A 25911-nucleotide genomic window follows, 5' to 3' on the forward strand; every position below is an offset into this window, starting at 1 on the left:
GTCAGCTTTCCGGAACGAGAAAGATCGCGGCGAGCGGCGGAATGGTGAGGCGAAGCTCGGGCACCTTGCCGCCAGCGGCATGAACCTCGCCGATGTTTCCGACATTGGTGCCGCCGTAATGGGCGGAGTCCGAATTGAACACCTCTTTCCACTTGCCGGCGAAGGGCACGGGGACGCGATAGTTGCGATAGACGTTGGGCGAGAAGTTGATGATCACGAGACACCGTGCGTGCTCGTCGAATCCCTTGCGCAGCCAGGCGAACACGTTGCGGTTGGCGTCATCCGTGATCAGCCATTCGAATCCGCCCTGTTCGCAATCCATCTGGTGCAGCGCCGGCACCGCGCGATAGAGCCGGTTGAGGTCGCGGATCAGCGCCTGGATGCCGGAATGGTACTTGTATTCGAGCAGGTGCCAGTCGAGCGACTGGTCGTGATTCCATTCGCGGCTTTGCGCGATCTCCGCGCCCATGAACAGTAGCTTCTTGCCGGGGTGGCCGAACATGAAGCTGTAATAGGCGCGCAAATTCGCAAAGCGCTGCCATTCGTCGCCGGGCATGCGGCCAAGGATCGAACGTTTGCCGTGCACGACCTCGTCATGCGACAGCGGCAGGATGAAGTTCTCCGAGAAGGCGTAGTGCAGGCCGAACAGGATATCGCCGTGATGATGCTTGCGGTGGATCGGATCCTTGCTGATGTAGTTCAGCGTGTCGTGCATCCAGCCCATGTTCCACTTGTAGCCGAAGCCGAGCCCGCCGAATTCGACCGGGCGCGAGACCTGCGGCCACGCGGTGGATTCCTCGGCCGCCGTGGTCACCTGCGGGAAGCGCGCGTACAATTCGGTGTTGAAGCGGCGCAGGAACGCGATCGCTTCGATGTTCTCGCGGCCGCCATACTGGTTCGGAATCCAGGCGCCCGGCGGGCGGCTGTAGTCGAGATAGAGCATGGAGGCGACCGCATCGACGCGCAGGCCGTCGATCGCGTAACGCTCGAGCCAGAACAGCGCATTCGACACCAGGAAGTTCGTCACTTCGGTGCGGCCGTAATTGTAGATCAGCGTGCCCCAGTCGAGGTGGCGGCCCTGGAGCGGATTGGCATGCTCGTAGAGCGAGGTGCCGTCAAAGCTGCCGAGCCCGTGCGGATCGTCGGGGAAATGGCCGGGCACCCAGTCGAGCAGCACGCCGACGCCCTCGCGATGGCAGGCGTCGACCAGCGCGGCAAAATCCTCAGGCCCGCCGAAGCGGCTGGTCGGCGCATAGAGGCCGGTCGGCTGATAGCCCCAGGAGCCGTCGAATGGATGCTCGCTGACGGGCAGGAATTCGAGATGGGTAAAGCCCATGTCGCGGGCATAGGCCGGCAGCTGCTCGGCCAGCTCGCGATAGGTGAGCCATTCGCCGCCGTTCTTGCGCCGCCAGGAGCCGAGATGGACCTCGTAGATCGACATCGGCGCCGAGAGCGCGTTGATGCCATCCGGCGCCGGGCGCGGGCGTGCGAGATGTGCCTCGTCGAACACGATGGAAGCCGTCTTCGGCCGCACCTCGCTCGCAAAGGCCATGGGATCGGACTTCAGCGGCACCTGATGGCCGTGCGGCCCGATGATATCGAACTTGTAGTGGTCGCCGGCCTTGGCGTGCGGGATGAACAGCTCCCAATAACCGGCACCGCGGACCCGCATCGGATGGCGCCGCGCGTCCCAGAAATTGAAATCGCCGACCACGGATACGCGCCGCGCATTCGGCGCCAGCACGACGAAGCCGATGCCGTCGATGCCTTCGAGCCGCATCGGATGCGCGCCGAGCTTGTCGTAGAGGCGCTGATGGGTGCCTTCGCCGAGCAGATAGAGATCGAAATCGGTCAGGATCGGCGGGAAGCGATAGGCGTCCTCGAACTCGACGATGTTGTCGCCGAACCTGGCGCGGAGCTGATAGCGCTTCGAGCCGTTCGGCAAGGCGCCGATGAACAGGCCCGAAGCGTGGACGCGATCGAGCTTCGCCACCTCGCCATGTTCGCCCACCGCCTCGACATTGGTGGCCTCGGGGAGGAACGCGCGCACCACGCTCTTGCCGCCCTCGGGATGCAACCCGAGATAATGGAAGGGGTCGGAGTGGCGGCCCTCGATGATCGCGTAGGCCTCGGCTGGCAGTTTAGGCATGGGCTTCGCTCTCATTGGACAGAATGCGAAGCAGTCCGGTCAGCGGCGCGCGGAGCCCCTCAGGCCGGTGGGACAGCTCGTACTCTACTTCGTCGAAGGCTTGATCAAGCAGGAAAAACCTTAACAGGCCTTCCGCGGATTGCCGATCTTCCGGCCACAGCCGGCGATCGGTCATGGCTTCGCGGTAAGCGTTAAGGAATGTCGCGGCGGCGCGTTCGCGCCATTCGCCGAGTGCGGTCGTGAGCCGGTCCTGCTCGTCGGATGCGCCCGTCAGCGCGCGGCCGAGCGCTGTGTTAACCGAAAGCTCAATCGAGCGGATCAGGCCGGCGACGTCGCGTGCGGCCGGTGCCTTGCGCCGCTTGTCGGCCAGCGCGAGATGCGGATTGCCGTCGAAGTCGATGATGAAGATATCGTCCTTCACGATCAGGATTTGCCCGAGGCGGAAGTCGCCATGATGACGGATGTTCAACCCGCCGATGTCGGATGGCAAGAGTGCATAGAGGTGGTCGGGCAGGGTCGTGCGCACCGCGACGAGCTGGTCGATCAGAGGCCGGTCGGCCTCGCGCAGGCCGTCGCGGCTGTCGGCCAGCCGTTCGAAGATCCGCTCGGCCCGTGCCTTGAGCTCGGATGCCCAGCGCTCGACATGCGCGGGGCCGATCGGCTCCGGCGCGAGATCATCGGGCCTTGCGGCGGCGAGAGCGACATGCAGCTCGGCGAGCCGCCGGCCGATCTGCGCCATGAAGTGCAGATAAGGCGCCTGCTCCTGGGTCTCTCGGGGCGCTTCGCTCATCGGCGCCAACCGCTGCTCGTCGATATAGCGGTCGAGATAACCCGTGGTGACGGTCCAGCCGTCGCCCTGGTTCTCGACATAGGCGTGCAGCACGCCGACCGCGCTGCTTCGATCGCCTTCGACCAGCTCGACACTGCCGAGCAACGCCGGCGTATTGGCAAAGTGCGCGACGTCAGTGAGGTAGGAGCCGATCTCGATCTCGGGATTGATGCCGCCTTCGAGCTGGCGATAAATCTTGGCGACGTACTGGTTGTCGACCAGCGCCGTGCTGTTCGACTGCTCGATGGCGCGGATGCGTTCGGGCTCCTTGATGATGTAATCGGCGAACCGGCTGGTCGCCTTGAACTCCAGGCGCAGATTGTTCTCTTCCACCACCAGGTTCTGCGACAGATTGCGCAGGAACAGGCCGATGAAGATCTGCTCGGTCGCGACGTCGAGCAACGTACCCTCGCGCGCGCCCTGACGCACGGCGGCGAGCGCCTTCGGGTTGAAGCGTTCGCGGTCGAAGCGCACCCATTCGATCTGCATCGCCAGCACGTAGCGCGCCGTGGCATCCTGTTGCGGGGTTTCGAAGATCGCGATCCAGGGCCTGTTGTCGCCGATGTCGCAGAACGGCACCGCCGAGGTCAGCGTCGGCTTGATCTGCTTGGGATCTTGCTCGGGATACCAGCGCGTGCGCGACAGGAAGCCTGGCAGCACCTCGTGCTCGAACACGCCGCGCTCGCGCGCCAGCGACACCCAGGTCGAATTGACCGGCACCACCAGCGTCTCGAACTCAGGCACCGCGCGCGGCGTCACCGGCTCGGACTTGTTGCGCTCGGTGAGCTGGAACCAGTAGAAGCCGTAAGGCCCCAGCGTGATCATGTAGGGCACCTCGCCGATCGGCGGAAAACGCGTGCGTCCGAGCATCTCCTGCGGAATGCGGTCCTTCCACGGCGACAGATCGAGCTCGGTCGCCTGGGCTGCGCGCGAGAGGTTGGCGACGCACAGGATCACCTCGTCGTTGTACTGCCGGACATAGGCCAGCACGGCGCGGTTGGCCGGGCGGATGAAGGTCATGGTGCCGCGGCCGAAGGCGAGGGTCGATTTGCGTACCGAGATCAGGCGCTTGGTGGCGCTGAGCAGCGAGGACAGGCTGCGCGACTGCGCCTCCACGTTCACCGACTCGTAGCCGTAGACGGGGTCCATGATCAGCGGCGCGTAGAGACGGGCGGGATCGCAGCGGGAAAAGCCGCCATTGCGGTCCGGGCTCCACTGCATCGGCGTGCGCACGCCGTTGCGGTCGCCGAGATAGATGTTGTCGCCCATGCCGATCTCGTCGCCGTAATAGATGATCGGCGTGCCGGGAAAGGACAGCAGCAGCGAGTTCATGAGCTCGATCTTGCGGCGGTCATTGTCCATCAGCGGCGCCAGCCGCCGGCGGATGCCGACATTGATGCGGGCGCGGGGATCGTTGGCGTAGGTGGTCCAGAGATAGTCGCGCTCGACGTCGGTGACCATCTCCAGCGTCAGCTCGTCATGGTTGCGCAGGAACAGCGCCCATTGGCAGCTTGCGGGAATGTCCGGCGTCTGGCGCAAGATGTCGGTGATCGGAAAGCGGTCTTCCTGCGCGATCGCCATGTAGATGCGCGGCATCAGCGGGAAGTGGTAGGCCATGTGGCACTCGTCGCCGCGGCCGAAATATTCCTGCACGTCCTCCGGCCATTGATTGGCCTCGGCCAGCAGCAGCTTGCCCTTGGAGTAGGAGTCCAGTTCCTGGCGCAGGCGCTTGATGATCGCATGCGTCTCGGGGAGGTTCTCGTTGTTGGTGCCGTCGCGTTCGCAGAGATAGGGGATGGCGTCGAGGCGGAATCCGTCGACGCCGGCATCCAGCCAGCGCTTCATCACCTGGATCAGGGCGCTGACCACGCGCGGATTGTCGAAATTGAGGTCCGGCTGGTGCGAGAAGAAGCGGTGCCAGTAGAACGCCCCGGCTTCGTGGTCCCAGGTCCAGTTCGACTTCTCGGTGTCGGTGAAGATGATCCGCGTGCCCTGGTATTTCTGGTCGGTGTCGCTCCAGACATACCAGTTGCGGGCGCTCGAGCCCGGATGGCTGCGGCGCGCGCGCTTGAACCATTTGTGCTGGTCGGAGGTGTGATTGACGACGAGCTCGGTGATGACGCGCAGGCCGCGCTTCTGCGCTTCCTGGATGAAGCGCTTGAAGTCCTTCATCGTCCCGAAATCAGGATTGACCGAGCCGTAGTCGGCGATGTCGTAGCCGTCGTCGCGTCCTGGCGATGGATAGAACGGCAGCAGCCACAGCGCGGTGACGCCGAGCTCCTGGAGATAGGGCAGCTTCTCGGTCAGTCCGGCGAAATCGCCGATGCCGTCATGGTTGCTGTCGGCAAACGCCTTGACGTGGAGCTGGTAGATGATGGCGTCCTTGTACCAGAGTTCATCCACGATCTCGGCTGCCTCGGCTTTTTGGGTGTCGACGGAAGACAAAACATTCATGGCGTGATCCTTACGCCAGGCAGCGGAACAGCAGCGCCGGGTCGCGGTCGGGATCGATATATAATCTGATCCCGCCCCATTCGATGCGGGACAGTTCGCCTGTGATGAGATTTTCGAGTGCGGTGACGTGGCGGCGTGCGCCGCCGGCGTCGATGGTGAGGTCGCCGAGCGGCAACCAGACTTCGCGGACATGGCGCGAGAGGGCGATGACCGCGACGACAGTGTTGGCTGGATCGGCCGCCTCCTTGGCAAAGGCGATCGTCTCGCCGTCCTCGACGCCGAGGAAGCGCAAATTCTCCATTTGTTGAAGTGCGGCGTTATCGTTGCGGATGCGATTGAGCGCGGCGATGTAGGGCTTGATGTTGCCGGGCCGGTCCCAGTCGCGCTGCTTGATCTGGTATTTCTCGGAATCGAGATATTCTTCGCGGCCGGGAATCGCGTCATGCTCCAGCAGCTCGAACCCGCTGTAGATGCCGTAACTGCCGGACAGCGTCGCGGCCAGCGCGGCTCGCGACTTGAACGCCCAGGGCTCGCCACCCTGGAGATGATAGGGCAGCAGGTCGGGCGTGCTCACGAACAGGTTCGCCCGGTAGAAATCCCGCTCGGGATAGCGGGTCAGCTCGCCCAGATATTGCTCCAGCTCCCATTTCGCGGTGCGCCAGGGGAAATAGCTGAAGGACTGTGCAAAGCCGAGCTTGGCGAGGCCCTGCATCAGCTTCGGCCGTGCAAAGGTCTTGGAGAACAGGATCACCTCGGGATGGCGGCGGCGGATGTCGCTGATCAGCCACTCCCAGAACGGAAGCGGCGCGGTGTCGTGATTGTCGATGGCGAAGATGGTGACGCCGTGGTCGATCCAGAACAGCATGGCATCGCGAAACGCGTTCCACAGCCCGGCCCTGTCGACGGAGGCGAAATCGGGGATGACGATGTCCGAATAGGGATCATCCGCCGTCCGCACCGAGCGGTCCGGCCGCCATTTGAACCATTCCGGATGCTGCCTCAGCCAGGGATGGTCCGGCGAGCATTGCACGGCGAAGTCGAGCGCGAGCTCGAGGCCGTATTCGAGACAGGTCGCGACCAGCGCGCGGAAATCCTCGATCGTGCCGAGCTCAGGATGCAGTGCATCGTGCCCGCCCTCGGTCGTGCCGATCGCATAGGGCGAGCCGGGATCGCCTTCGGTCGCCACCGGCGCATTGTTGCGGCCCTTGCGGCGGGTGCGGCCAATGGGGTGGATGGGCGTGAAGTAGAGCACGTCAAATCCCATCGCGGCGATGTCGGGCACGCGCGCGATGCAGTCACGGAGCGTGCCATGCTGGCCGGGGCTCTGGCCCTGGCTGCGCGGCATCATCTGATACCAGCCGCCGAAGCGCGCTCTGTCGCGGTCGACGATCAGCGGGAAGTTCTGCGAGCGGGTCAGGTCGGGCCGCGACTGGCTCTCAGCCATGGCCGCGCCGAGATCGGCTGCCAGCAGCGAGCCGACGTCGCCGGTCTGAAGATAATCCTCGCATTGCTTCACGATGACCGCCGCGGCGTCCTGCCGGGCGCCATGTGCCTTGGTCAGGAGGCCGGCGCCCTCGATCGCGTCGAGGCTGACGTCCGCACCGGCGCGCCGCTTGCGCTCAACCCCGTGCGACCAGGTGGCGAACTCGTCGGTCCACGCTTCGATCGCATAGACATATTGGCCGGGCTCGCCGGGGGTGAAGGCGCCGGACCAGCGGTCATTGCCGTGATGGATCATCGGCTCGCTCCGCCATTCCCGGTCCTGTTCTCCTCGCCAGATCAGCGCGGCACCGATCACCGCGTGGCCGCCGCGATAAATGTCCGCCCAGACGTCGACCCGTTCGCCCGCAATCCGCTTCACCGCGAAACGGCCGCTGTCGATCGAGGGATAGATATCTTCGATGAGGAAAGCGCTGCCGGCTGCGGCACTCTCGACAGTTTGAATTGTCTTGTTCACGGTGATGCCATTGACAAGAAAGCAGGAGCCCGTTTCCCTTGTCGGGAACCTACGCTTGATACCAATATAGAAAGCCGCTTGTGTGTCATTGGTTCCCTTGGGAACGGCAGGCACGGTCTGCGAGTTAGCCCTGACTAACCTCTTCCACGACCTCGTTAAATTCCCTGCCCCCGGCCGGATGACGGCCTGCAAGCTGCGTGCCGAATGGATCTTTTAGCTCAAGCCCGGATCAAGGGCGTTCAGTCCGAATTCGTCGATGCCCTCGGAAAGCTGCGGGTCACCGATCCCGTGGCCCTCAAATCCATCCTCGAGGCCCTGCCGGAGAAGCGGGTTTACCGCTTCGTCGGCGGGCCCGTGGTGGTGCGCGCCCTGGGACATCCGCGCACCGAATTGACGACAATCGGCGCGCCGCCGCTGCAATGGACATTGCGCGCAAACGGCAATGTGATCGCGCAAGGCGAGACCCACGAGCCCGTGATCGCCTGGCCCGCCGGCCTGCCGCTCGGTTATCATCGGTTGACGCTGACCGATGCCAAGGGTGTTGCGGAAGAGGTGCCGATGATCGTGGCGCCCGAACGCGCCTTCGGCGGCGATTTCGCCCGTGGCTGGCTGCTTGCCGTTCAGCTCTACAGCGTCCGCTCGGACCGCAATTGGGGCATTGGCGATTTCACCGACCTCGCCGATCTCGTCCGGCTCGCCAGGCAGCTCGGCGCCGATGGCGTCGGGCTCAATCCGCTGCATGTTCTGTTCGACAACCACCCCGCCGATTGCAGCCCCTATTCGCCGAACAGCCGGCTGTTTCTCAACCCGCTCTATATCGACGTCGAGGCGATCCCGGAGTTTGCCGCCGACCTCGTCCCCGACGCGGCGGCGACCGCCGCGCGGCTGCGCGAAGGCGACCGTGTGCCCTATGCGGACATGGCGGCGCTGAAATGGCTCGGCCTGCGCGCCGCCTACAACAGTTTCGTGACGAGCGCGAGCGAGGCGCGCCGCAATGAATTCGACGCCTTCCGCGCGGACCGCGCGCCGCTGTTGTCCCGCTTTGCCTGCTTCGAGGTGCTGCGGCATCGCTTCTCCGGGCCTTGGTGGGAGTGGCCGCAAGAGTGGCAGCAGCCGGATGAAGCCAAATGCGCCGAGCTCCGCAACGGTCCCGACAAGCGCGAGGTCGAGTTCGTCGAATTCGTGCAATGGACGGCCGATAGCCAATTGCAGTCCGCCAAGGAATTGGCCGGCCAGCTCGGCATGCGCGTCGGGCTCTATCTCGACGTCGCCGTCGGCGTGCAGTCCAACGGCTTCGACGCCTGGAACGAGCAGATGGCGATTTCGCGCCATCTCGCCGTCGGCGCGCCGCCCGACGTGCTCAACACCGTCGGACAGGATTGGGGCCTTGCCGGCTTCAATGCCGGTGGTCTGGAGGCGCAATCCTTCGTGCCGTTCGCCGACATGCTGGCCGCCTCGATGCGCCATGCCGGCGCGATCCGGCTCGATCACGTGCTGGGCTTGAAACGGCTGTATCTGGTGCCGCGCGGCTTCAAGCCGGACAACGGCGCCTACGTGCAGATGCCGTTCGAGGCGCTGCTCGGCGCCGTGGTGCGCGAGAGCGCGGCGCACAAATGCATCGTGATCGGCGAGGACCTCGGCACCGTGCCGGAAGGTTTCCGCGAGACCATGCAGGATTTCGGCATCTGGTCCTACCTGGTCATGATGTTCGAGCGCGACGATGCCGGCCGCTTCCGCAATGCCGACCATTACCGGCCCAACGCGCTGGTCACGCTGAACACGCATGATCTGTGCACCTATGCCGGCTGGCGCTCCTTCAGCGATCTCAAGATGAAGCGCTCGCTCGGGCTCGACCCTGGCGAGAACGACCAGGCGCGCTGGGATGCGCTCGGCAGGCTCGACGAGATCCTGCGCCAGAACGGCATCAACGCCAACGATCTCTATTCGGTGCTCGCCTTCCTGTCGCGGACGCCGTCGCGTCTGCTGGCGGTGTCGCTGGAGGATCTGCTCGGCGTAATTGACCAGCCCAACATTCCCGGTACGATCGATGAGCATCCGAACTGGCGCCAGCGCCTGCCGGTGGCGCTCGACAAGATCGCCGCCAAGGTCGATGTTACGGCCTTGAAGGCGGCGACGCGGGAACGCTCGTTGACCGGCGGGAGTTGAAACGGCGGATTTTCCGGGGCTCGTGACACATTGGCTCAGAGGATCGAGGACTATGCGCTGATCGGCGATTGCGAGACCGCAGCGCTGGTCGGGCGCGACGGCTCGATCGACTGGCTGTGCTGGCCGGCCTTCGATTCAGATGCCTGCTTTGCCGCGATCCTCGGTACGCACAAGAACGGCCGCTGGCTGATCGCGCCAAGCGAGGACACGACCTCCATCTCGCGCCGCTATCTCGGCAACACCCTCATCCTCGAAACGCGCTTCGAGACCAGGAGCGGCACCGTTGCGCTGATCGACTTCATGCCGCCGCGCGGCAAGGCCTCCGACATCGTGCGGCTGGTCCGCGGCCTCACGGGCACGGTGAAGATGCGGATGGAGCTTGTCATCCGCTTCGGCTTCGGCGTCGACATTCCCTGGGTGCGACGCATCGACCATTCGCTGCTGGCGATCGCCGGCCAGGACATGACGGTGCTGCGCACCCCGGTGGAGACCCGCGGCGAGGATCTCACCACGGTCTCCGACTTCGACGTGAAGGCGGGTGAGACCGTGCCGTTCGTGCTGACCTACGGCCCCTCGCATCTCGATCCGCCCGCGCCGATCGATCCGGAGATCGCCTTCCAGGAGACCGAGAAATTCTGGAACGAATGGTGCAGCCGCTGCACCCGCGACGGCGAATATCACGATCTGATCGTACGCTCGCTGATCACGCTGAAGGCGCTGACCTTCGCCCCCACCGGCGGCATCGTCGCGGCGCCCACCACCTCGTTGCCGGAAAAGCTCGGCGGCGCCAGGAACTGGGATTACCGCTTCTGCTGGCTGCGCGATGCGACCTTCACGCTGCTGGCGCTGATGAACTCGGGTTACACCGAGGAAGCGTTGGCCTGGCACAATTGGCTGCTGCGCGCGGCGGCAGGCTCGCCGGCGGACATGCAGATCATGTACGGCATCTGGGGCCAGCGGCGTCTGCTGGAATGGGAAGCGGGCTGGCTCGACGGTTATGAGGGCGCCCAACCGGTGCGCGTCGGCAACGCCGCGCATGCGCAGCTCCAGCTCGACGTCTACGGCGAACTGATCGACGCCTTCCACCAGTCGCGCATGGCGAAGCTGAAGCTCGACGACGAGACGACCTGGGCGCTGGAATGCGCCGTGCTCAACCATCTCGCCGAGGTCTGGGACCGTCCCGATAACGGCATCTGGGAGCTGCGTGGACAGCCCAGGCACTACGTGTTCTCCAAGGTCATGACCTGGGTCGCCTTCGACCGCGGCATCAAGAGCGCCGAGACCTTTGGCTTCAAGGCGCCGCTGCTGCATTGGCGTGCCCTGCGCGAAGCCATTCATCGCGATGTCTGCAACAAGGGATTTGACGCGGAGGAGAATGCCTTCGTCGACTTCTATGGTTCAAAACTGCTCGATGCCAGCGTGCTACTGCTGCCGGCCGTCGGCTTTCTGCCGCCATCGGACCCGCGCATTGGGGGCACCATCGCCGCCGTCGAGAAACACATGATGCGCGACGGTTTTGTGCTGCGCCACGATCCCCGCGAAGTGTCCGAGGAGACGCAGCCGATCGAGGGCGCGTTCCTGGCGTGCAGCCTGTGGCTGGCCGATGCGCATGTGCTGGCCGGCGATCTCGACAAGGCTCAAGTGTTGCTCGATCGCGTGGTCGGCATCGCGAACGACGTCGGCCTCTTGGCCGAAGAATATGATTCAGGCGCCCAACGCCAGACCGGCAATTTCCCGCAGGCCTTGACCCACATCGCGCTGATCAACACCGCGCACAATCTCTCGGCCGCGAGGCAGGAGAGCGAGAAGCCGGCGGTTCAGCGGTCGAAGTAAGGGGGAGGGAGCGCACCTCCGTCGCGGCGCCAGTCGAGTCTCATCTCATCAGATCTCAGCCCACCCCGTTCCGCTTCAAGATCACCTCCATCGCCTCCGCAAAGCCGTCCTGTTCGTTGGTTGCGGTGACGTGGGTGGCCTGGTCCTTGACGCTGTCGGTGGCATTGCCCATGGCGATCGAGGTGCCGCTGACGCGGAACATCGCAAGGTCGTTCTGCATGTCGCCGATGGTGGCGACCGCGTCGGTGGAAATACCAAGGCGCTTGGCCATGGCCTGCACGAAGGTGCCCTTGTCGAAGCCGGGCGGGGTGATGTCGAGATAATAGGTCTGCGAGCGCACCGCGGTGGCCGCGCTGCCCAGCGCCTCCTGCATCGCCTTCTCGCAACGCTCGAGGCCGGCGGCATCGGCGCTGGCGCCGACGATCTTGCAGGCGTTCGCAAGGTACGGCGAGAAATCCGTCACGATGGTGGGATCGGAGCGGATCGTGTGCTGCTCGTGCGCGACGTATTTACCATCAGGGTTGTCGATCAGCCATTTGTCGGTGGTGAAGAGCCAGATGTCGGCGCCGAACTCCCGGAGGATCTGCAACGATCGTTCGGCGGCGTTCGCCGGGATCAGGTGCTGCTCGACCGGATGCATCTCGGGATCGACGATCGAGGAGCCGTTGAACGGACCGATCGGCAGCCAGAGCGCCAGCGGCTCGACCAGGAACCGCATGCCGATCGCTGGGCGGCTGGAGGTGATGGTGAAGCCGATGCCGGCCTTGTGCAGTCGCTGGACCGCGGACTGCGCGCGCTCCGTCAGCGTCTTGTCCTTGGTCAGCAGCGTGCCGTCGACGTCGGAGACGACCAGTGAGATTTTCGTCATGGCAGGACCTCAGGGTTTGTCGGCCTCAGCGTTTCGCCCCGCTCAGCTTTAATTGCCGGACCACGCCGTCAACGATCGCCTCGACGGATTCATCGATCGAGACGGTGACGACGTGCTCGCCAGCCTCGGGCGGCTCCAGCGTCGTGAATTGGCTCGTCAGCAGTTCGGGCGGCATGAAATGGCCCTTGCGTTGCGCGAGGCGGGCGGCGATCAGCTCCCTAGTGCCCCTCAGGAAGACGAAGCGGACGTCGTCGCGTCCGCGCAGAAGCACGTCGCGATAGGTGTGCTTCAGCGCCGAGCAGGCGATGATCACGTGCTCGCCTTTATCGCAAACCCGCGCAATCTCGTCGGCGATGGCGTTGAGCCAGGGCCAGCGGTCCTCGTCGGTGAGGGGGTGGCCGGCTCGCATCTTCTCGACATTGCTGGCTGGGTGAAAGCTGTCGCCGTCCTCGAAACGCCAGCCGAGCCGCTGCCCGAGCGCCTCCGCAACCGTACTCTTGCCTGAACCCGACACGCCCATCACGATCAACGCACAAGGTGCTTCAACGCCCGCCACGAATTCCCTCCGGAAGCGCGGCCTGGTCGACCAGCCAGACGGTCTCACCATTCGAGCGCGCGCGTACAGCCGGCAGAGTCTCGCCATTGAGCAGGCGCGTCAAGATCGGCTGCTTGTCGTGCCCGGCAATCTCGAACAGCATTTCGCGGCAGGAGGCCAAGGCGGGCAGGGTCAGCGACACCCGCGGCACGAACGGCGCGACATTGGCCTTGGGGACGCCGACCACCCAGCGTGTGGTCTCCTCGATCGCGGGGTAGCCGGGGAAGAGCGAGGCGGTGTGGCCGTCCGGGCCCGCGCCCATCAGGACCATGTCGAACAGCGGCCGTGCCGGATCGAGGTTTTCGGCGCCGTAGAAGGACTGAAGCTCGCGCGCATAGGCCTCGGCACCCGCTTCGGGGCTTTCAGCCGTGGTGGGGATCGGGTGAATATGCCCGGACGGCGCATTGCGGTCGAGAAAGGTCGCGCGCGCGACTGCCATGTTGTTGAGGGGATCGCTCGAAGGCACGAAACGCTCGTCACCGATGAACCAGTGCACGCGGTCCCACGGGATCTTGCCGCGATACGCCTCGCTGCCGAGCAATTGATAGAGCTTCTTCGGGCTGGAGCCGCCGGTGAGGCAGATCGCAATCCGCCCGGGATTGGCTGATATCCGCGCCATCACCCGTTCGGCTGCGGCCTGCGCCAGCGCCTCGGCATCGGCCTCGACGATCAGCTTCGGCTGGTCGGCCGCTGCCATCACGTAAACTTCCGCCAGCTTCGCCCGTCGCGCCGGAGCAGCTCATCGGCGCAGGCGGGGCCGTCGCTGCCGGCGGGATAGGTCTCGATGCCGTTGGTGCCTTCACTTTTCCAGGCGTCCAGGAACGGCTGCACCGCCTGCCATCCGGCCTCGATGCCGTCTGCGCGCTGGAACAGGATGTTGTCGCCGATCATGCAGTCGTAGATCAGAGTCTCGTAGCCGGTCGAGGGATCGGCGCGGAAATAGTCGCCGTACTTGAACTTCATCTCGACGCCGTCGATGGTGATGCTCGGCCCCGGGATCTTGGCGTTGAACTGCAGCTCGATGGTTTCGGTCGGCGCGATGCCGATGGTGAGGAAGTTCTGCGACAGGCGGTCGACATCCGTGCCTGAGAACATCGACAGCGGCGCCTGCTTGAACTTGATCGCCACTTCCGTGCGTTTGTGGCCGAGCGCCTTGCCGGTGCGCAGATAGAACGGCACGCCGGCCCAGCGCCAATTGTCGATCATCAGCTTCAGCGCGACGAAGGTCTCGGTGGTGCTGCCGGGCTTGACGTCCTCGGTCTTGCGATAGTCCGTGATCTCGTCGTCGCCGATGCGGCCGGCGAGATATTGCGCGCGCACCGAATTCTTCAGCGCCTCTTCCCGGGTCGGCTCCTGGATCGACGTCAGCACGTCGGCCTTTTCGGAGCGCACGGAATGCGCATCGAACCGCGCCGGCGGCTCCATCGCGACCAGCGACATCAGCTGGAACAGATGGTTCGGCACCATGTCGCGCAGTGCGCCGGTGGCATCGTAGAAGCCGCCGCGATGGCCGACGCCGAGCTTCTCCTCCACGGTGATCTGGATGTGGTCGATATGGTTGCGATTCCAGATCGGCTCGAACATGCCGTTGGCAAAGCGCAGCACCAGGATGTTCTGCACCGTCTCCTTGCCGAGATAATGATCGATCCGGTAGATCTGGTGCTCGTCCATGATCTTCAAGAGATCGGCATTCAGCGCCTTGGCTGACGCGAGATCGGTGCCGAACGGCTTTTCGATTACGAGCCGACGCCAGGCGCCGTTCTCCTTCATCATGCCGGTGCGGCCGAGCTCGCGCGCAGTCGGCGCGAACGCGGCAGGCGGCGTTGCCAGATAGAACAGTCGGTTGCCGCCGGTGTCCTGCGCGCATTCCAGCGAATCCAGATGCGCGCGCAAGCGGTCGAAGGAGGGGGGATCCTTCGGATCGGCCTCGACGAAGGTCACGCATTCCAGCAGTTTCCGGGCAATGTCGTCGTCCACGGGACGGGTTGCGAACTGGCGCAGGCCCTTCAACAGGCTGTCGCGCAGCTCGTCATCCGACTGGCGGTTGCGGGCCACGCCGACGACGCAGAACTTCTCCGGCAACAGGTGCTCGGCGGCCAGATTGTAGAGCGACGGCATCACCAGCCGATGGGTAAGGTCACCGGTCGCGCCAAAGATGACGAAGGCGCAATTTTCGGGCTTGGGCTTGGCCTGCGGGTCTTTTGTCACGAATGATCGGCCTTCGCTCTGTTACTTGTTACTTCGGCTCTTATTTGGGTTTCGAAGCGCCCGGCTGCTTCGGCTCCTTGTGGCCGCCGAAACCCGCGCGCATCGCGGAGAGAATTTTTTCGGCGAAGGTGTGTTCCTTGCGGGAACGGAAACGTGTGTAGAGGGCCGCGGTCAAAACTTCGGCCGGTACGGCCTCGTCGATCGCCGCATTCACGGTCCAGCGCCCTTCGCCGGAATCCTCGACGAAGCCGGAATATTCCGCAAGTGCAGGGCTGTCGGCGAGCGCCGTCGAGGTGAGGTCGAGCAGCCAGGATGGGATCACGCTGCCGCGCCGCCACACCTCGGCGATGTCGGCAAGGTCGAAATCGTAGCGATGATCCGCCGGCAACGCCTCGATGTTGGCATTCTTGAGGATGTCGAAACCTTCGGCATAGGCCTGCATCAGGCCGTATTCGATGCCGTTGTGGATCATCTTGACGAAATGGCCGGCGCCCACGGGGCCTGCATGGATGTAGCCCTGCTCGATGCGGGGATCGCGCCCCTCACGTCCCTCCGTGCGCGGAATGTCGCCGGCGCCGGGCGCAAGCGCGGCGAAGATCGGATCGAGCCGGTCGACCACCTGCTTCTCGCCGCCGATCATCATGCAATAGCCGCGGTCGAGCCCCCAGACGCCGCCTGAGGTGCCGACGTCGACATAATGGATGCCGCGCTCCTTCAGCGCCTTGCCGCGGCGGACGTCGTCCTGCCAGAACGTGTTGCCGCCGTCGATGATGACGTCGCCGGCCTGCATCACGGCCGCGATCGTGTCGATCGTCGTCTCGGTGATGTGGCCGGCCGGCAGCATCACCCCGGCCGCGCGCGGCCGCTCCAGTTTGGCGACGAACTCCTCCAGCGTCGCCGAGCCCTGTGCGCCGTCTGCGGCGAGACCCGCGACGGCCTTGGCGTCCTTGTCGTAGACCACGGTCGTATGACCGTGGCGCATCAGGCGGCGAACGATGTTGCCGCCCATCCGGCCGAGGCCGATCATGCCGAGTTGCATCGAGAGATTCCCTTAGTTCAGCGCATCGTTAAGCGCCGCGTTGAGCGCCGCGAGACCTTTCTTGAGCCCGCCCTTGAGGTGGACCCGGAGCGCGCGCCGGCCGCGCTCGGTGAGCACGTCGAAGTCGCCGCGCGCCTGCGCGGCCTTGATCACGCCGAAGCTCGCCTTCTGGCCCGGCACCGACAAGTCCTTGGCATCGTCGGCCGTGATCTGGAGAAACACGCCGCTGTCGGGCCCGCCCTTGTAGGCCTGCCCGGTCGAATGCAGGAAGCGCGGCCCGAACTCGGCGCAGGTCGCGACGTGACGCTTCTCGCGCACTTCGAGACGCATCGTCTGGAGTGCGTCGATCGTCGCCTTGTCGCGCGCGATGTAGCCGAGCAGGGCGACATAGTCGCCACGGCCCGAGCGGGAGAGATGCGCCTTCAGCCACGAGGTGAGGTCGCCGTTGGCGCCAGCGGCGCGCAGCGCCGTGGCGTTGGCCTCGTCGGTGTAGAGATCGGCCTCGTCGGTGCTGACCACCGGCTGTTCGGCCGGCAATGCACCGGTCTTCTCGAACGACGCGGTGAGCTCGCGGGTCTTGATCTTGGCCGCTTCCACGTCCGGCTGGTCGAACGGGTTGATGCCGAGGATGCTGCCAGCGACCGCCGTCGCCATCTCGAAGCGGAAGAACTCCTGACCGAGATGGTCGATCGACTTCATCACGATGCGCACGACGGGATGGCCGGCGGCTTCGACCGCGGCGAGCTTGGAGTCATGCGCGGCGTCCGCTTCGCCTTCGGTGCGAATGTCGATGAAGAAGCGGTCGTTGCCGTAGAGCGCGGGCTCGCCGAGTGGTTCGCCGGCGATCGGGATCAGGCCCTTGCCTTCCTTGCCGGTCGATTCCGCGATCAGCTGTTCGGCCCAGGCGCCGAAATCGGCGATCTTCTTCGACGACAGGATCGTCACCTTGTCGCGCCCTTCGAGGCCGGCGAGGCCCATGGCAAGGCCGAGCTGGACGCCCGGGTTCTCACCTGGCGGCACGTCGGGTCCGCAGGAGCGGGCCATGGAGAGCGCGTGCTTGATCAGCGTATTGACGTCGATGCCCGCGGTCGCCGCCGGCACCAGGCCGAACGGCGAGAGCACCGAATAGCGGCCGCCGATCGAGGGTTCCCCATGGAAGATGCGGGCGTAGTTGAGGCTCTTCGCCGCCTTCTCCAGCGACGAGCCGGGATCGGTCACCGCGATGAAGCGATGGCCGGTCTTCACTTTCGGCCCGACCGCCTGTGCGACGCGTTCGTGGAAATAATCCTTCATCGCGTTCGGCTCGGTGGTCCCGCCGGATTTGCTGGACACGATGAACACGGTGTTGGCGATGTCGATCCTGGCCTCCATTGCCCGGACCTGTGCCGGATCGGTGGAATCCAGCACGTGCAATTTCGGGAAGCCGGACTTCCGCGCAAAAGTCTCGGCCAACACCTCGGGGCCAAGGCTCGATCCACCCATGCCGAGCACGACGGCATCGGAGAACTTTTGGCCCTTCACGCGGCTCGCATAGTCCTCGTAGTCGGCGACGTCGGCCTTCGCCGCGCTGTCGAGCCAGCCGAGCCATTTGTCCTCGTCGGTGCCGGTCCAGACCGATTTGTCGCGCTGCCACAACCTGCGGATCTTTGCCGAGGCGCGCCATTCCTCGGTGGTCTTGGCCACCGCCTTGCCGAGGCCGTCGCCGAGCGAGAGAAGCTGGTGGTCGATCGCAGGCCCGAGCACGGTTGCCCGCTTGTGGGCGACGGCGCCATAGAGCTTGTCGGCGGCATCGGCGAACTGCTTGACGCCGTCCTTGACGAGCTCCTCGGTGATCGCCTCGAGCGAGACGCCGGAGCGTTCCAGTTCTTCCAGCACGCGGCGGGCGTCGTCGACGTTCTCTTCCAGGCTGTCGCGCGGCTTGCCGTGGTCGCGGAACGCGTCGAGCGTCGCCGGCGGCACGGTATTGATGGTGTCGGGGCCGATCAGCTCCTCGACATAGAGGACGTCGCTGTAGTCCTTGTTCTTGGTGCCGGTGGAGGCCCACAGCATCCGCTGCGGCTTGGCGCCCTTGGCGGCGAGCTTGTCCCAGCGCGGGCCGGAAAACAGGCGCTTGTAATCCTGGTAGGCGACCTTGGCGTTGGCGATCGCGACCTTGCCCTTCAGCGCGGCGAGCCGCTCCTTCTCGGATGGATCGTTGGCGCGGGCGATCTTCTCGTCGAGCTGCTTGTCGACGACCGAGTCGATGCGGCTGACGAAGAAGCTCGCGACGCTCGCCACGTGCGACGGGTCGCCGCCGCCGGCGACGTATTTTTCCAGACCGGCGAGATAGGCCTCGGCAACCTGGAGGTAGACGTCCCTGGCGAACAACAGCGTGATGTTGATGCTGATGCCGTCGCCGATCAGCGTCTCGATCGCCGGCAGGCCCTCCGGCGTCGCCGGCACCTTCACCATCAGGTTCTTGCGGTCGACATCCTTCCAGAGCCGCCGCGCCTCGGCGACCGTGCCGGCGGTGTCCATCGCCAGATAGGGCGAAACTTCCAGGCTGACATAGCCGTCGCCGGCCCTCAGGCGGTCATAGACCGGGCGGAGCACGTCCGCGGCGTTCTGGATGTCCTCGATCGCGACGGCCTCGAACAGGTCGGCCACGGTCCGGTCGCCGCGCTTCAGCGCCTTGCCGATCGGGGCGTCATACTCGTCCGAACTGCCGATCGCCTTCTCGAAGATCGACGGGTTGGAGGTGACGCCCTTGACACCGTCGGTGTCGATCAGCCGCTTCAGGTCGCCCTTGGCGATGAAGCCACGGGCCAGGAAGTCCAGCCAGACGGCTTGTCCGTGCTTTTCCAGTTCTTTGACGGGATTCATGATGTTTATTTATCTCCAAGCCTGCGGGCGAGGGGTTTCCGCGCCGGTCCTGACGCGCTATCCTCTAGCCTACATGCTCCCGGGAGGGAACCAATCAAGGGGATAGGCGTCTACCCTCCAGTGTAACTCCGTCGCGATCATGGCGATCCAGGCGGAAGTAGCTGTGTTGCGTAAAAAGTCGTCGGCCGGAACAATGGCCAAGGGCTCGTTACCAACGTAGCCGCTTCGTCTCGTCAGCCCAGTCTGCGTGGAGTGTCATCAGCGGATTACGGTCCGCCTGATAGATCGTCGCTCGGCCGCGAATGGCCATGCTGGGGAAGAGCATGCACGCACATCATGACCGCCTGACGCTCGCTGTTGCCGACAGCCCGCAATCGGTCGCGCCGGCCGCATGCATCGATGCGACCCACGATCTCGAAATCAGCCCATGTACGACCCAACTGCGGCTGCTGGTCGCGGCGGGCTTCGCATTGACCCTGTTCAGCGCGACCCTTGCCTTCGACTGGTGGGACGGTCTGGGCGACTACGATACGACGGTCGGCTATGCCGGCGTCGTGCTGTTCGGCCTGGTGACCGGCCGGCTGATCTGGCTGCTGCCCGCCGAGCGGGGACCGGTGGTGATCGTCACCCCCTATGGCATCCGCGACCTCCGCATCGGCAATGAATTTCTGCTGTGGGACTCGATTGCGGAGGTTTCGACTGAGGAAGGCCGCGGCCACAAGGCGATCGTGCTGACGCTGACGCCGGCCTTGCAGCGGCAGCTCTGCACCATCAGCACCTTGGCGCCCCGCGCGCAGAATGAACGGCAGAATGAACGGCAGAATGAACGGATTGTCATCCCCTCCGAGGGGTTGGCGACCGATTTTGATACACTGCTGCGCGCTTGCCGCGATTGTCATGCTGCGAGCGTTGCGCGCACCGCATTGCAGCAGGAAGATGAACGCGGCACGCAAGGCTTCGCCGTACAAGCGTCATAAGATTGCCGCTCGCAGATCGCTCCATGTTGCAGTGCCGGATGGGCTCATCCCCGGTAATGCCCGGATGTTGCGACCAAGTGACATTTTCTGGAAATGAGCGAAGATAGATACAGATTCGCACAAATTACAGGCATGTGCCTGTTCGTAACTCAACGAGTGCCTACGTTGTGCGTTGCGTCGTGTCGGCACCCGGGTGTCCAATGATCGTCATGTGCTCACGCTGATTCGAAATGGCCTGAGGAACGGTCCGGTAACTGCTTTCGTTTCAGCTTGTGGCGGAACTCACGCGGAGAGGGATCATGTATAACGATTCTCTATTCAACGCTTTCGCTAAGTCGTTCGAGGCGAGAAGCCAACACGACATGTCGATGGCGGAATATCTGGAATCGTGTCGAAGCGATCCCATGAAATACGCGAACGCGGCCGAGCGACTGCTAGCAGCCATCGGTGAGCCCCAGACGATTGACACGGCCAAGGACCCACGCCTTGGCCGTATTTTTTTGAACCGCACCATCCGGACCTATCCGGCCTTCGCCGGCTTCTACGGCATGGAAGAAACCATCGAGCGCATCGTCGGTTTCTTCCGCCACGCGGCGCAGGGGCTCGAAGAGCGCAAGCAGATCCTCTATCTGCTCGGCCCGGTCGGCGGCGGCAAATCCTCGCTCGCCGAGCGGCTCAAGTCGCTGATGGAAGTGCAGCCGATCTACGTGCTCAAAGCCGGCGATGAATTGAGCCCGGTGTTTGAAAGCCCGCTCAGCCTGTTCGATCCCGATCATCTCGGACCGATGCTGGAAGAGAAGTACGGCATTCCGCGCCGTCGCCTCACCGGCCTGATGAGCCCGTGGTGCTACAAGCGGCTGGAAGCCTTCGGCGGTGACATTTCTCAGTTCAGAGTCGCAAAAATCCAGCCGTCGCGGCTGCGCCAGATCGCGGTCTCCAAGACCGAGCCTGGTGACGAGAACAACCAGGACATCTCCTCGCTGGTCGGCAAGGTCGATATCCGCAAGCTCGAGACCTACGCGCAGAACGATCCCGACGCCTACAGCTATTCGGGCGGCCTCAACCGCGCCAACCAGGGCATCCTTGAATTCGTCGAGATGTTCAAGGCGCCGATCAAGATGCTGCACCCGCTGCTCACCGCAACGCAGGAGGGCAACTACATCGGCACCGAGAATATCGGCGCGATCCCGTTCACCGGCGTGATCCTCGCGCACTCGAACGAAGCCGAGTGGTCGAGCTTCAAGGCCAACAAGAACAACGAGGCCTTCATCGACCGCATCTGCGTGATCAAGGTGCCGTACTGCCTCCGGGCCACCGAAGAGCAGAAGATCTACGAAAAGCTGATCCAGGGCTCGGAGCTGGCGGCCGCGCCGTGCGCACCGTCGACCCTGGAGACGTTGGCGCGGTTCTCGGTGATGTCGCGCCTGCGCAAGCACGAGAATTCCACGTTGTTCGGCAAGATGCGGGTCTATGACGGCGAGAGCCTGAAGGAATCCGATCCGAAGGCACGGAGCGTCCAGGAATATCGCGATGCCGCCGGCGTCGACGAGGGCATGGACGGCGTCTCCACCCGCTTCGCCTTCAAGATCCTGGCTGCGACCTTCAACCACGATCCGCAGGAAGTCGCCGCCGACGCCGTGCATCTGATGTACGCGCTGGAGCAGTCGATCCGCCGCGAGCAGCTCCCTGAGGAAGTCGAGAAGCGCTACCTCGAATTCATCAAGGCGGACCTGGCGCCGCGCTACGCCGAGTTCATCGGCAACGAGATCCAGAAAGCCTATCTCGAATCCTACTCGGATTATGGCCAGAACCTGTTCGATCGCTACGTCGACTACGCCGACGCCTGGATCGAGGATCAGGACTTCAAGGATGCCGACACCGGCCAGCTGCTCGATCGCGAGCTTTTGAACCAGGAACTGACCAAAATCGAGAAGCCGGCGGGTATCGCCAACCCGAAGGACTTCCGCAACGAGGTGGTCAAATTCTCGTTACGGTCGCGGGCCCAGAACGGAGGCAAGAATCCGACCTGGATTTCCTACGAGAAGATTCGCGACGTGATCGAAAAGCGGATATTCTCGCAGGTCGAGGACCTGCTTCCGGTCATCTCCTTCGGGTCGAAGAAGGACGGCGAGACGGAGAAGAAGCACGGCGAGTTCGTCGCACGCATGGTGGAGCGCGGCTACACCGAGCGTCAGGTTCGCCGGCTCGTCGAATGGTACATGCGTGTGAAGCAGGCCGGTTGAGGCGGATGGAGCGGATGGAAAAGTGCCCATTCACATTATTGACAGGCGCCTGAATCCAGGCGGCAAGAGTCTTGAGAACCGGCAGCGGTTCTTGCGTCGGGCCAAATCCCTGGTGCAGGGCGCCGTCAAGAAGACCTCGCAGGAACGCGACATCAAGGACGTCCTGGAGGGTGGTGAGGTCACGATACCGCTCGACGGCATGCACGAGCCGCGTTTCCGCCGTGAAGGCGGAACGCGCGACATGGTTTTGCCCGGGAACAAGAAGTTCATCGAGGGCGATTACCTCCAGCGATCCGGCCAGGGCAGCGCCAAGGATTCCGGTCCCGGCGAAGGCGACAGCGAGGACGCGTTCCGCTTCGTCCTCTCCCGCGACGAGTTCGTGGATCTGTTCCTCGACGACCTCGAGCTGCCGGATCTTGCCAAGCGCAAGATCGCGCAGACCGAGAGCGAGGGCATCCAGCGCGCCGGCTACACCACGTCCGGCTCGCCCGCCAACATCTCGGTCAGCCGGACGGTGAAGCTCGCGCTGGCGCGGCGCATCGCGCTCAAGCGTCCCCGCAAGGAGGAGATCGAGGAGCTGGAAGCCGCGATCGCGGCATGCACCAACGAGGACGAGCGTGTGCTGCTGCTCGCCGAGCTCGAAAGGCTGAAGGCGAGAACCAAGCGCATTCCCTTCGTCGATCCGCTCGATATCCGCTACCGCCGCTACGAGAAGGTGCCGCGGCCGGTGGCGCAGGCGGTGATGTTCTGCCTGATGGACGTCTCCGGCTCGATGTCCGAGCACATGAAGGATCTCGCCAAGCGCTTCTACATGCTGCTCTACGTGTTCCTGAAGCGGCGCTACAAGCATGTCGAGATCGTCTTCATCCGCCACACCGACCGCGCCGAGGAGGTGGACGAGCAGACCTTCTTCTACGGTCCGGCCTCGGGCGGCACGCTGGTCTCGAGCGCGCTCCACGCCATGCACGAGATCGTGCGCGAGCGTTTCAATCCGGCGGACTGGAACATCTACGCCGCGCAAGCCTCCGACGGCGACAATTCCTATTCCGACGGCGAGCTCACGGGCATGCTGCTGACCGACAAGATCCTGCCGGTCTGCCAGTTCTTTGCCTATCTCGAGGTCGGGGAGTCCGGCGGCAGCGCCTTCGATCTCTCCGACTCCTCGCTCTGGACCCTCTACGACCGCCTGCGCAACAGCGGCGCACCGCTCTCGATGCGCAAGGTCAGCGAGCGCAGCGAGATCTTCCCGGTGTTCCACGATCTGTTCCAGCGCCGCGAAACTTCCCAGGAGAAAGCCGCTCCATGACGGAACGCTTGTTCGAAGGCGCCGATTGGGATTTCCACACCTTGCAGCGCATCACCGATGCCTGCGAGGAGGTGGCGACGAAGGATCTCGGGCTCGACGTCTATCCGAACCAGATCGAGGTCATCACCGCCGAGCAGATGCTGGATGCCTACTCGTCCGTCGGCATGCCGCTGTTCTACAAGCACTGGTCGTTCGGCAAGCACTTCGCGTTCCACGAGGCCTCGTACCGCAAGGGCCTGATGGGGCTTGCCTATGAGATCGTGATCAACTCCTCGCCCTGCATCTCCTATCTGATGGAGGAGAACACGGCGACGATGCAGACGCTGGTGATCGCCCACGCCGCCTTCGGCCACAACCACTTCTTCAAGAACAACTATCTGTTCAAGCAGTGGACCGACGCCGACGGCATTCTGGACTATCTCGACTTTGCCAAGAACTACGTGATGACCTGCGAGGAGCGCTACGGCCGCGTCGAGGTCGAGCGCACCCTGGATGCCGCGCATGCGCTGATGTCGCACGGCATCGACCGCTATCCCGGCAAGAAGAAGCTGGATCTGCGCGCCGAGGAGAAGCGGGCAGGGCGCCGCCGTCAGCACGAGGAGGAAGTCTTCAACGACCTCTGGCGCACCGTGCCGAAGGGGGCGTCGAAGACCCGCTCGGCGCTCAGCATCGAACGCCGCCGCAAGCTGCTCGGCCTGCCGCAGGAAAACCTGCTCTACTTCCTGGAGAAGAGCGCGCCGCGGCTGGCGCCCTGGCAGCGCGAGCTTTTGCGCATCGTCCGCCACATCGCGCAATATTTCTATCCGCAGAGCCAGACCAAGGTGATGAACGAGGGGACCGCGACCTACGTCCACTATCGCATCATGACCAAGCTGCATCAGCAAGGCCGCATCTCCGACGGCAACTTCCTCGAATTCCTGCAGTCGCACACCAACGTGGTGTTCCAGCCCGAATTCGACGATCCGCGCTTCTCCGGCTTCAATCCCTATGCGCTCGGCTTTGCCGTGATGCAGGACATCGAGCGCATCGTCACCAGGCCGGAAGACGAGGATCGCGAGTGGTTCCCCGACATTGCCGGCAAGAACGACGTGATGGGCGTGCTGCGCGACGTCTGGGCCAACTACCGCGATGAAAGCTTCATCGCGCAGTTCCTGAGCCCGAAGCTGATGCGGCACTTCCGCATGTTCCACCTGCACGACGATCCCGAGGAGCGTGCCGGCATCCGGGTCGATGCCATCCACGACGATCGCGGCTTCCGCCGGGTGCGGCGCGAGCTGGCACGGCAGCATGATGTCGGCTTCATCGACGCCAATATCGAAGTGGTCGACGTCGATCTCTCCGGCGACCGCCGGCTGATCCTGCATCACCACGTCATCAAGGGCTCGCAGCTCAACGAGACCGACGCCAAGCGCGTGCTCCAGCACCTCGCCGATCTCTGGACTTACGACGTCTCACTGATCGAGGTCGATGCCAACGACAAGGTCCTGCGCGAATATGTCGTAAGCCCGCGCCCGATCCCGGCGGCGGCCTGACGCGGCTGGCAAGCTGCTGGAACATCGACGTGGCGGTAGCTCGCCCGCGGCCAATCCTTCGAGACGCCCGCCTCTGGCGGGCCCTCAGGATGAGGACGGAGTGTGCGGGAGCTATGTCGACAGACAGCGCTTCTGCTTAGCCTCATCCTGAGGAGACCGCGGAGCGGTCGTCTCGAAGGACGAGGCGCTTGCTCTGGCCGTCACCAGGAATTTGCATCGACTTGACGTGGTCTAAGCCGATCGCTTCTTCGCCGGCTTCTTCTTGGACCCATTCAGCTCCACCGCCGCGCGGATCAGCGCTTTCAACGCCTTCTCGTTGATCTTTTCGCCTTCGCGAATGTCGATCGCGCGGCGCACGTTTCCGTCGAGGCTGGAATTGAACAGGCCGGCCGGGTCGTCCAGCGCCGCGCCCTTGGCAAAAGTCAGCTTCACGACGGCCTTGTAGGTCTCGCCGGTGCAGATGATGCCGTCGTGCTCCCACACGGGAACGCCGCGCCATTTCCATTCCTCGACGACGTCAGGATCGGCCTGCTTGATCAGGCTGCGGATTCGCCCCAGCATCTCGCCGCGCCAGTCGCCGAGCTCCTTGATCCTGCCGTCGATCATCCTGGAGGGCGAAGCGCCGTCCGTCTTGGTCGCGCTGCTTGTCTTCGCGGTCACAGCCCTCTTCATGATCACGCCTCTTGCCGCGCGCCGCCGCGGCGGCCGACATAGGGCAGCGCGAACATGTAGAGCCCGGTCGCGAGCAATGGAATCAGTGGGACGAATGCCAGCAGCCCGATCCACGTGGCCTGGATTTGCAGCGTCAGGGCAACAATGTTCGCGATCACGGCGAGCGTGAAAGCGATGGACAGCCAGCGATGGATCTGCCGAACCCACATATTCCCGGTCAA

At 64.1% G+C, this 25911-nt stretch carries 17 protein-coding genes; 6 read left to right on the forward strand and 11 right to left on the reverse strand.

Features of this window, described 5'->3' with window-relative positions:
• Position 1: 1 nt before the first annotated feature.
• The 3 genes from glgB to AC0L3X_RS08010 are packed head-to-tail and all read right to left on the reverse strand — an operon-like array spanning position 2 to position 7389.
• Positions 2–2149: a 1,4-alpha-glucan branching protein GlgB gene (gene glgB / locus AC0L3X_RS08000; protein WP_063981401.1), complete on the reverse strand. Its 2148-nt coding sequence runs from the start codon at positions 2147–2149 to the stop codon at positions 2–4.
• Positions 2142–5432 carry a maltose alpha-D-glucosyltransferase gene (gene treS / locus AC0L3X_RS08005; RefSeq protein ID WP_063981402.1) on the reverse strand — a complete coding sequence of 1097 codons (3291 nt, stop codon included), beginning with the start codon at positions 5430–5432 and terminating at the stop codon, positions 2142–2144. The genes glgB and treS overlap by 8 nt, the downstream gene beginning before the upstream one ends.
• A 10-nt stretch (positions 5433–5442) precedes the next feature.
• Positions 5443–7389, reverse strand: a complete 1947-nt coding sequence (locus tag AC0L3X_RS08010; RefSeq protein WP_063981403.1) for a maltotransferase domain-containing protein — start codon at positions 7387–7389, stop codon at positions 5443–5445.
• 204 nt (positions 7390–7593) lie between these two features.
• Here AC0L3X_RS08010 and malQ point away from each other — a divergent pair, with 204 nt between their 5' ends.
• Together malQ and AC0L3X_RS08020 are read left to right on the forward strand one after the other, a co-directional pair.
• A complete protein-coding gene (malQ, locus tag AC0L3X_RS08015; protein ID WP_063981404.1) occupies positions 7594–9555 on the forward strand; it encodes a 4-alpha-glucanotransferase in 1962 nt (653 codons plus the stop codon).
• A 30-nt stretch (positions 9556–9585) separates the two neighbouring features.
• On the forward strand, positions 9586–11388 hold the full coding sequence (locus AC0L3X_RS08020) for a glycoside hydrolase family 15 protein (protein ID WP_063981405.1): 1803 nt from the start codon (positions 9586–9588) through the stop codon (positions 11386–11388).
• Positions 11389–11443: 55 nt separating this feature from the next.
• Here AC0L3X_RS08020 and AC0L3X_RS08025 read toward each other — a convergent pair whose 3' ends face one another.
• From AC0L3X_RS08025 to AC0L3X_RS08050, 6 genes are read right to left on the reverse strand one after another with little or no spacing between them, the layout of a single operon-like run.
• Positions 11444–12256, reverse strand: coding sequence for a Cof-type HAD-IIB family hydrolase (locus tag AC0L3X_RS08025; RefSeq protein ID WP_063981406.1), 813 nt, complete (start codon positions 12254–12256; stop codon positions 11444–11446).
• Between the two features lie 25 nt (positions 12257–12281).
• Positions 12282–12812 (reverse strand): gluconokinase, encoded by a 531-nt coding sequence (locus AC0L3X_RS08030; protein WP_014492792.1) that lies wholly within the window; start codon positions 12810–12812, stop codon positions 12282–12284.
• Positions 12799–13548 carry a 6-phosphogluconolactonase gene (gene pgl, locus AC0L3X_RS08035; protein ID WP_063981407.1) on the reverse strand — a complete coding sequence of 250 codons (750 nt, stop codon included), beginning with the start codon at positions 13546–13548 and terminating at the stop codon, positions 12799–12801. The genes AC0L3X_RS08030 and pgl overlap by 14 nt, the downstream gene beginning before the upstream one ends.
• Positions 13548–15059 carry a glucose-6-phosphate dehydrogenase gene (zwf, locus tag AC0L3X_RS08040; RefSeq protein ID WP_063981408.1) on the reverse strand — a complete coding sequence of 504 codons (1512 nt, stop codon included), beginning with the start codon at positions 15057–15059 and terminating at the stop codon, positions 13548–13550. Before zwf ends, pgl begins: the two co-directional genes overlap by 1 nt.
• Before the next feature lie 40 nt (positions 15060–15099).
• Entirely contained in the window at positions 15100–16098 is a 999-nt protein-coding gene (gnd, locus tag AC0L3X_RS08045) for a phosphogluconate dehydrogenase (NAD(+)-dependent, decarboxylating) (RefSeq protein ID WP_473316351.1), read from the reverse strand.
• A 12-nt stretch (positions 16099–16110) separates the two neighbouring features.
• A complete protein-coding gene (locus AC0L3X_RS08050) occupies positions 16111–18960 on the reverse strand; it encodes a bifunctional transaldolase/phosoglucose isomerase (RefSeq protein ID WP_063981409.1) in 2850 nt (949 codons plus the stop codon).
• Positions 18961–19262: 302 nt separating this feature from the next.
• On the opposite strand from AC0L3X_RS08050, the gene AC0L3X_RS08055 reads away from it, so the two are divergent.
• The 4 genes from AC0L3X_RS08055 (at position 19263) to AC0L3X_RS08070 (ending at position 25018) form a co-directional block, all read left to right on the forward strand.
• Entirely contained in the window at positions 19263–19937 is a 675-nt protein-coding gene (locus tag AC0L3X_RS08055) for an STM3941 family protein (protein WP_283017522.1), read from the forward strand.
• A 299-nt stretch (positions 19938–20236) separates the two neighbouring features.
• Entirely contained in the window at positions 20237–22180 is a 1944-nt protein-coding gene (locus AC0L3X_RS08060) for a PrkA family serine protein kinase (protein WP_063981411.1), read from the forward strand.
• Between the two features lie 22 nt (positions 22181–22202).
• Entirely contained in the window at positions 22203–23486 is a 1284-nt protein-coding gene (locus AC0L3X_RS08065; protein WP_063981412.1) for a YeaH/YhbH family protein, read from the forward strand.
• A complete protein-coding gene (locus AC0L3X_RS08070) occupies positions 23483–25018 on the forward strand; it encodes a SpoVR family protein (protein WP_028147051.1) in 1536 nt (511 codons plus the stop codon). The genes AC0L3X_RS08065 and AC0L3X_RS08070 overlap by 4 nt, the downstream gene beginning before the upstream one ends.
• 231 nt (positions 25019–25249) lie before the next feature.
• Here AC0L3X_RS08070 and AC0L3X_RS08075 read toward each other — a convergent pair whose 3' ends face one another.
• Together AC0L3X_RS08075 and AC0L3X_RS08080 are read right to left on the reverse strand one after the other, a co-directional pair.
• Positions 25250–25690, reverse strand: a complete 441-nt coding sequence (locus tag AC0L3X_RS08075; protein WP_063986127.1) for a DUF1801 domain-containing protein — start codon at positions 25688–25690, stop codon at positions 25250–25252.
• A 2-nt stretch (positions 25691–25692) separates the two neighbouring features.
• The gene (locus tag AC0L3X_RS08080) at positions 25693–25911 is read right to left on the reverse strand and encodes a hypothetical protein (protein WP_063981413.1); all 219 of its coding nucleotides are present in this window, start codon (positions 25909–25911) and stop codon (positions 25693–25695) included.

The sequence above is a fragment of the Bradyrhizobium sp. MI1.7 genome, from assembly GCF_055811795.1.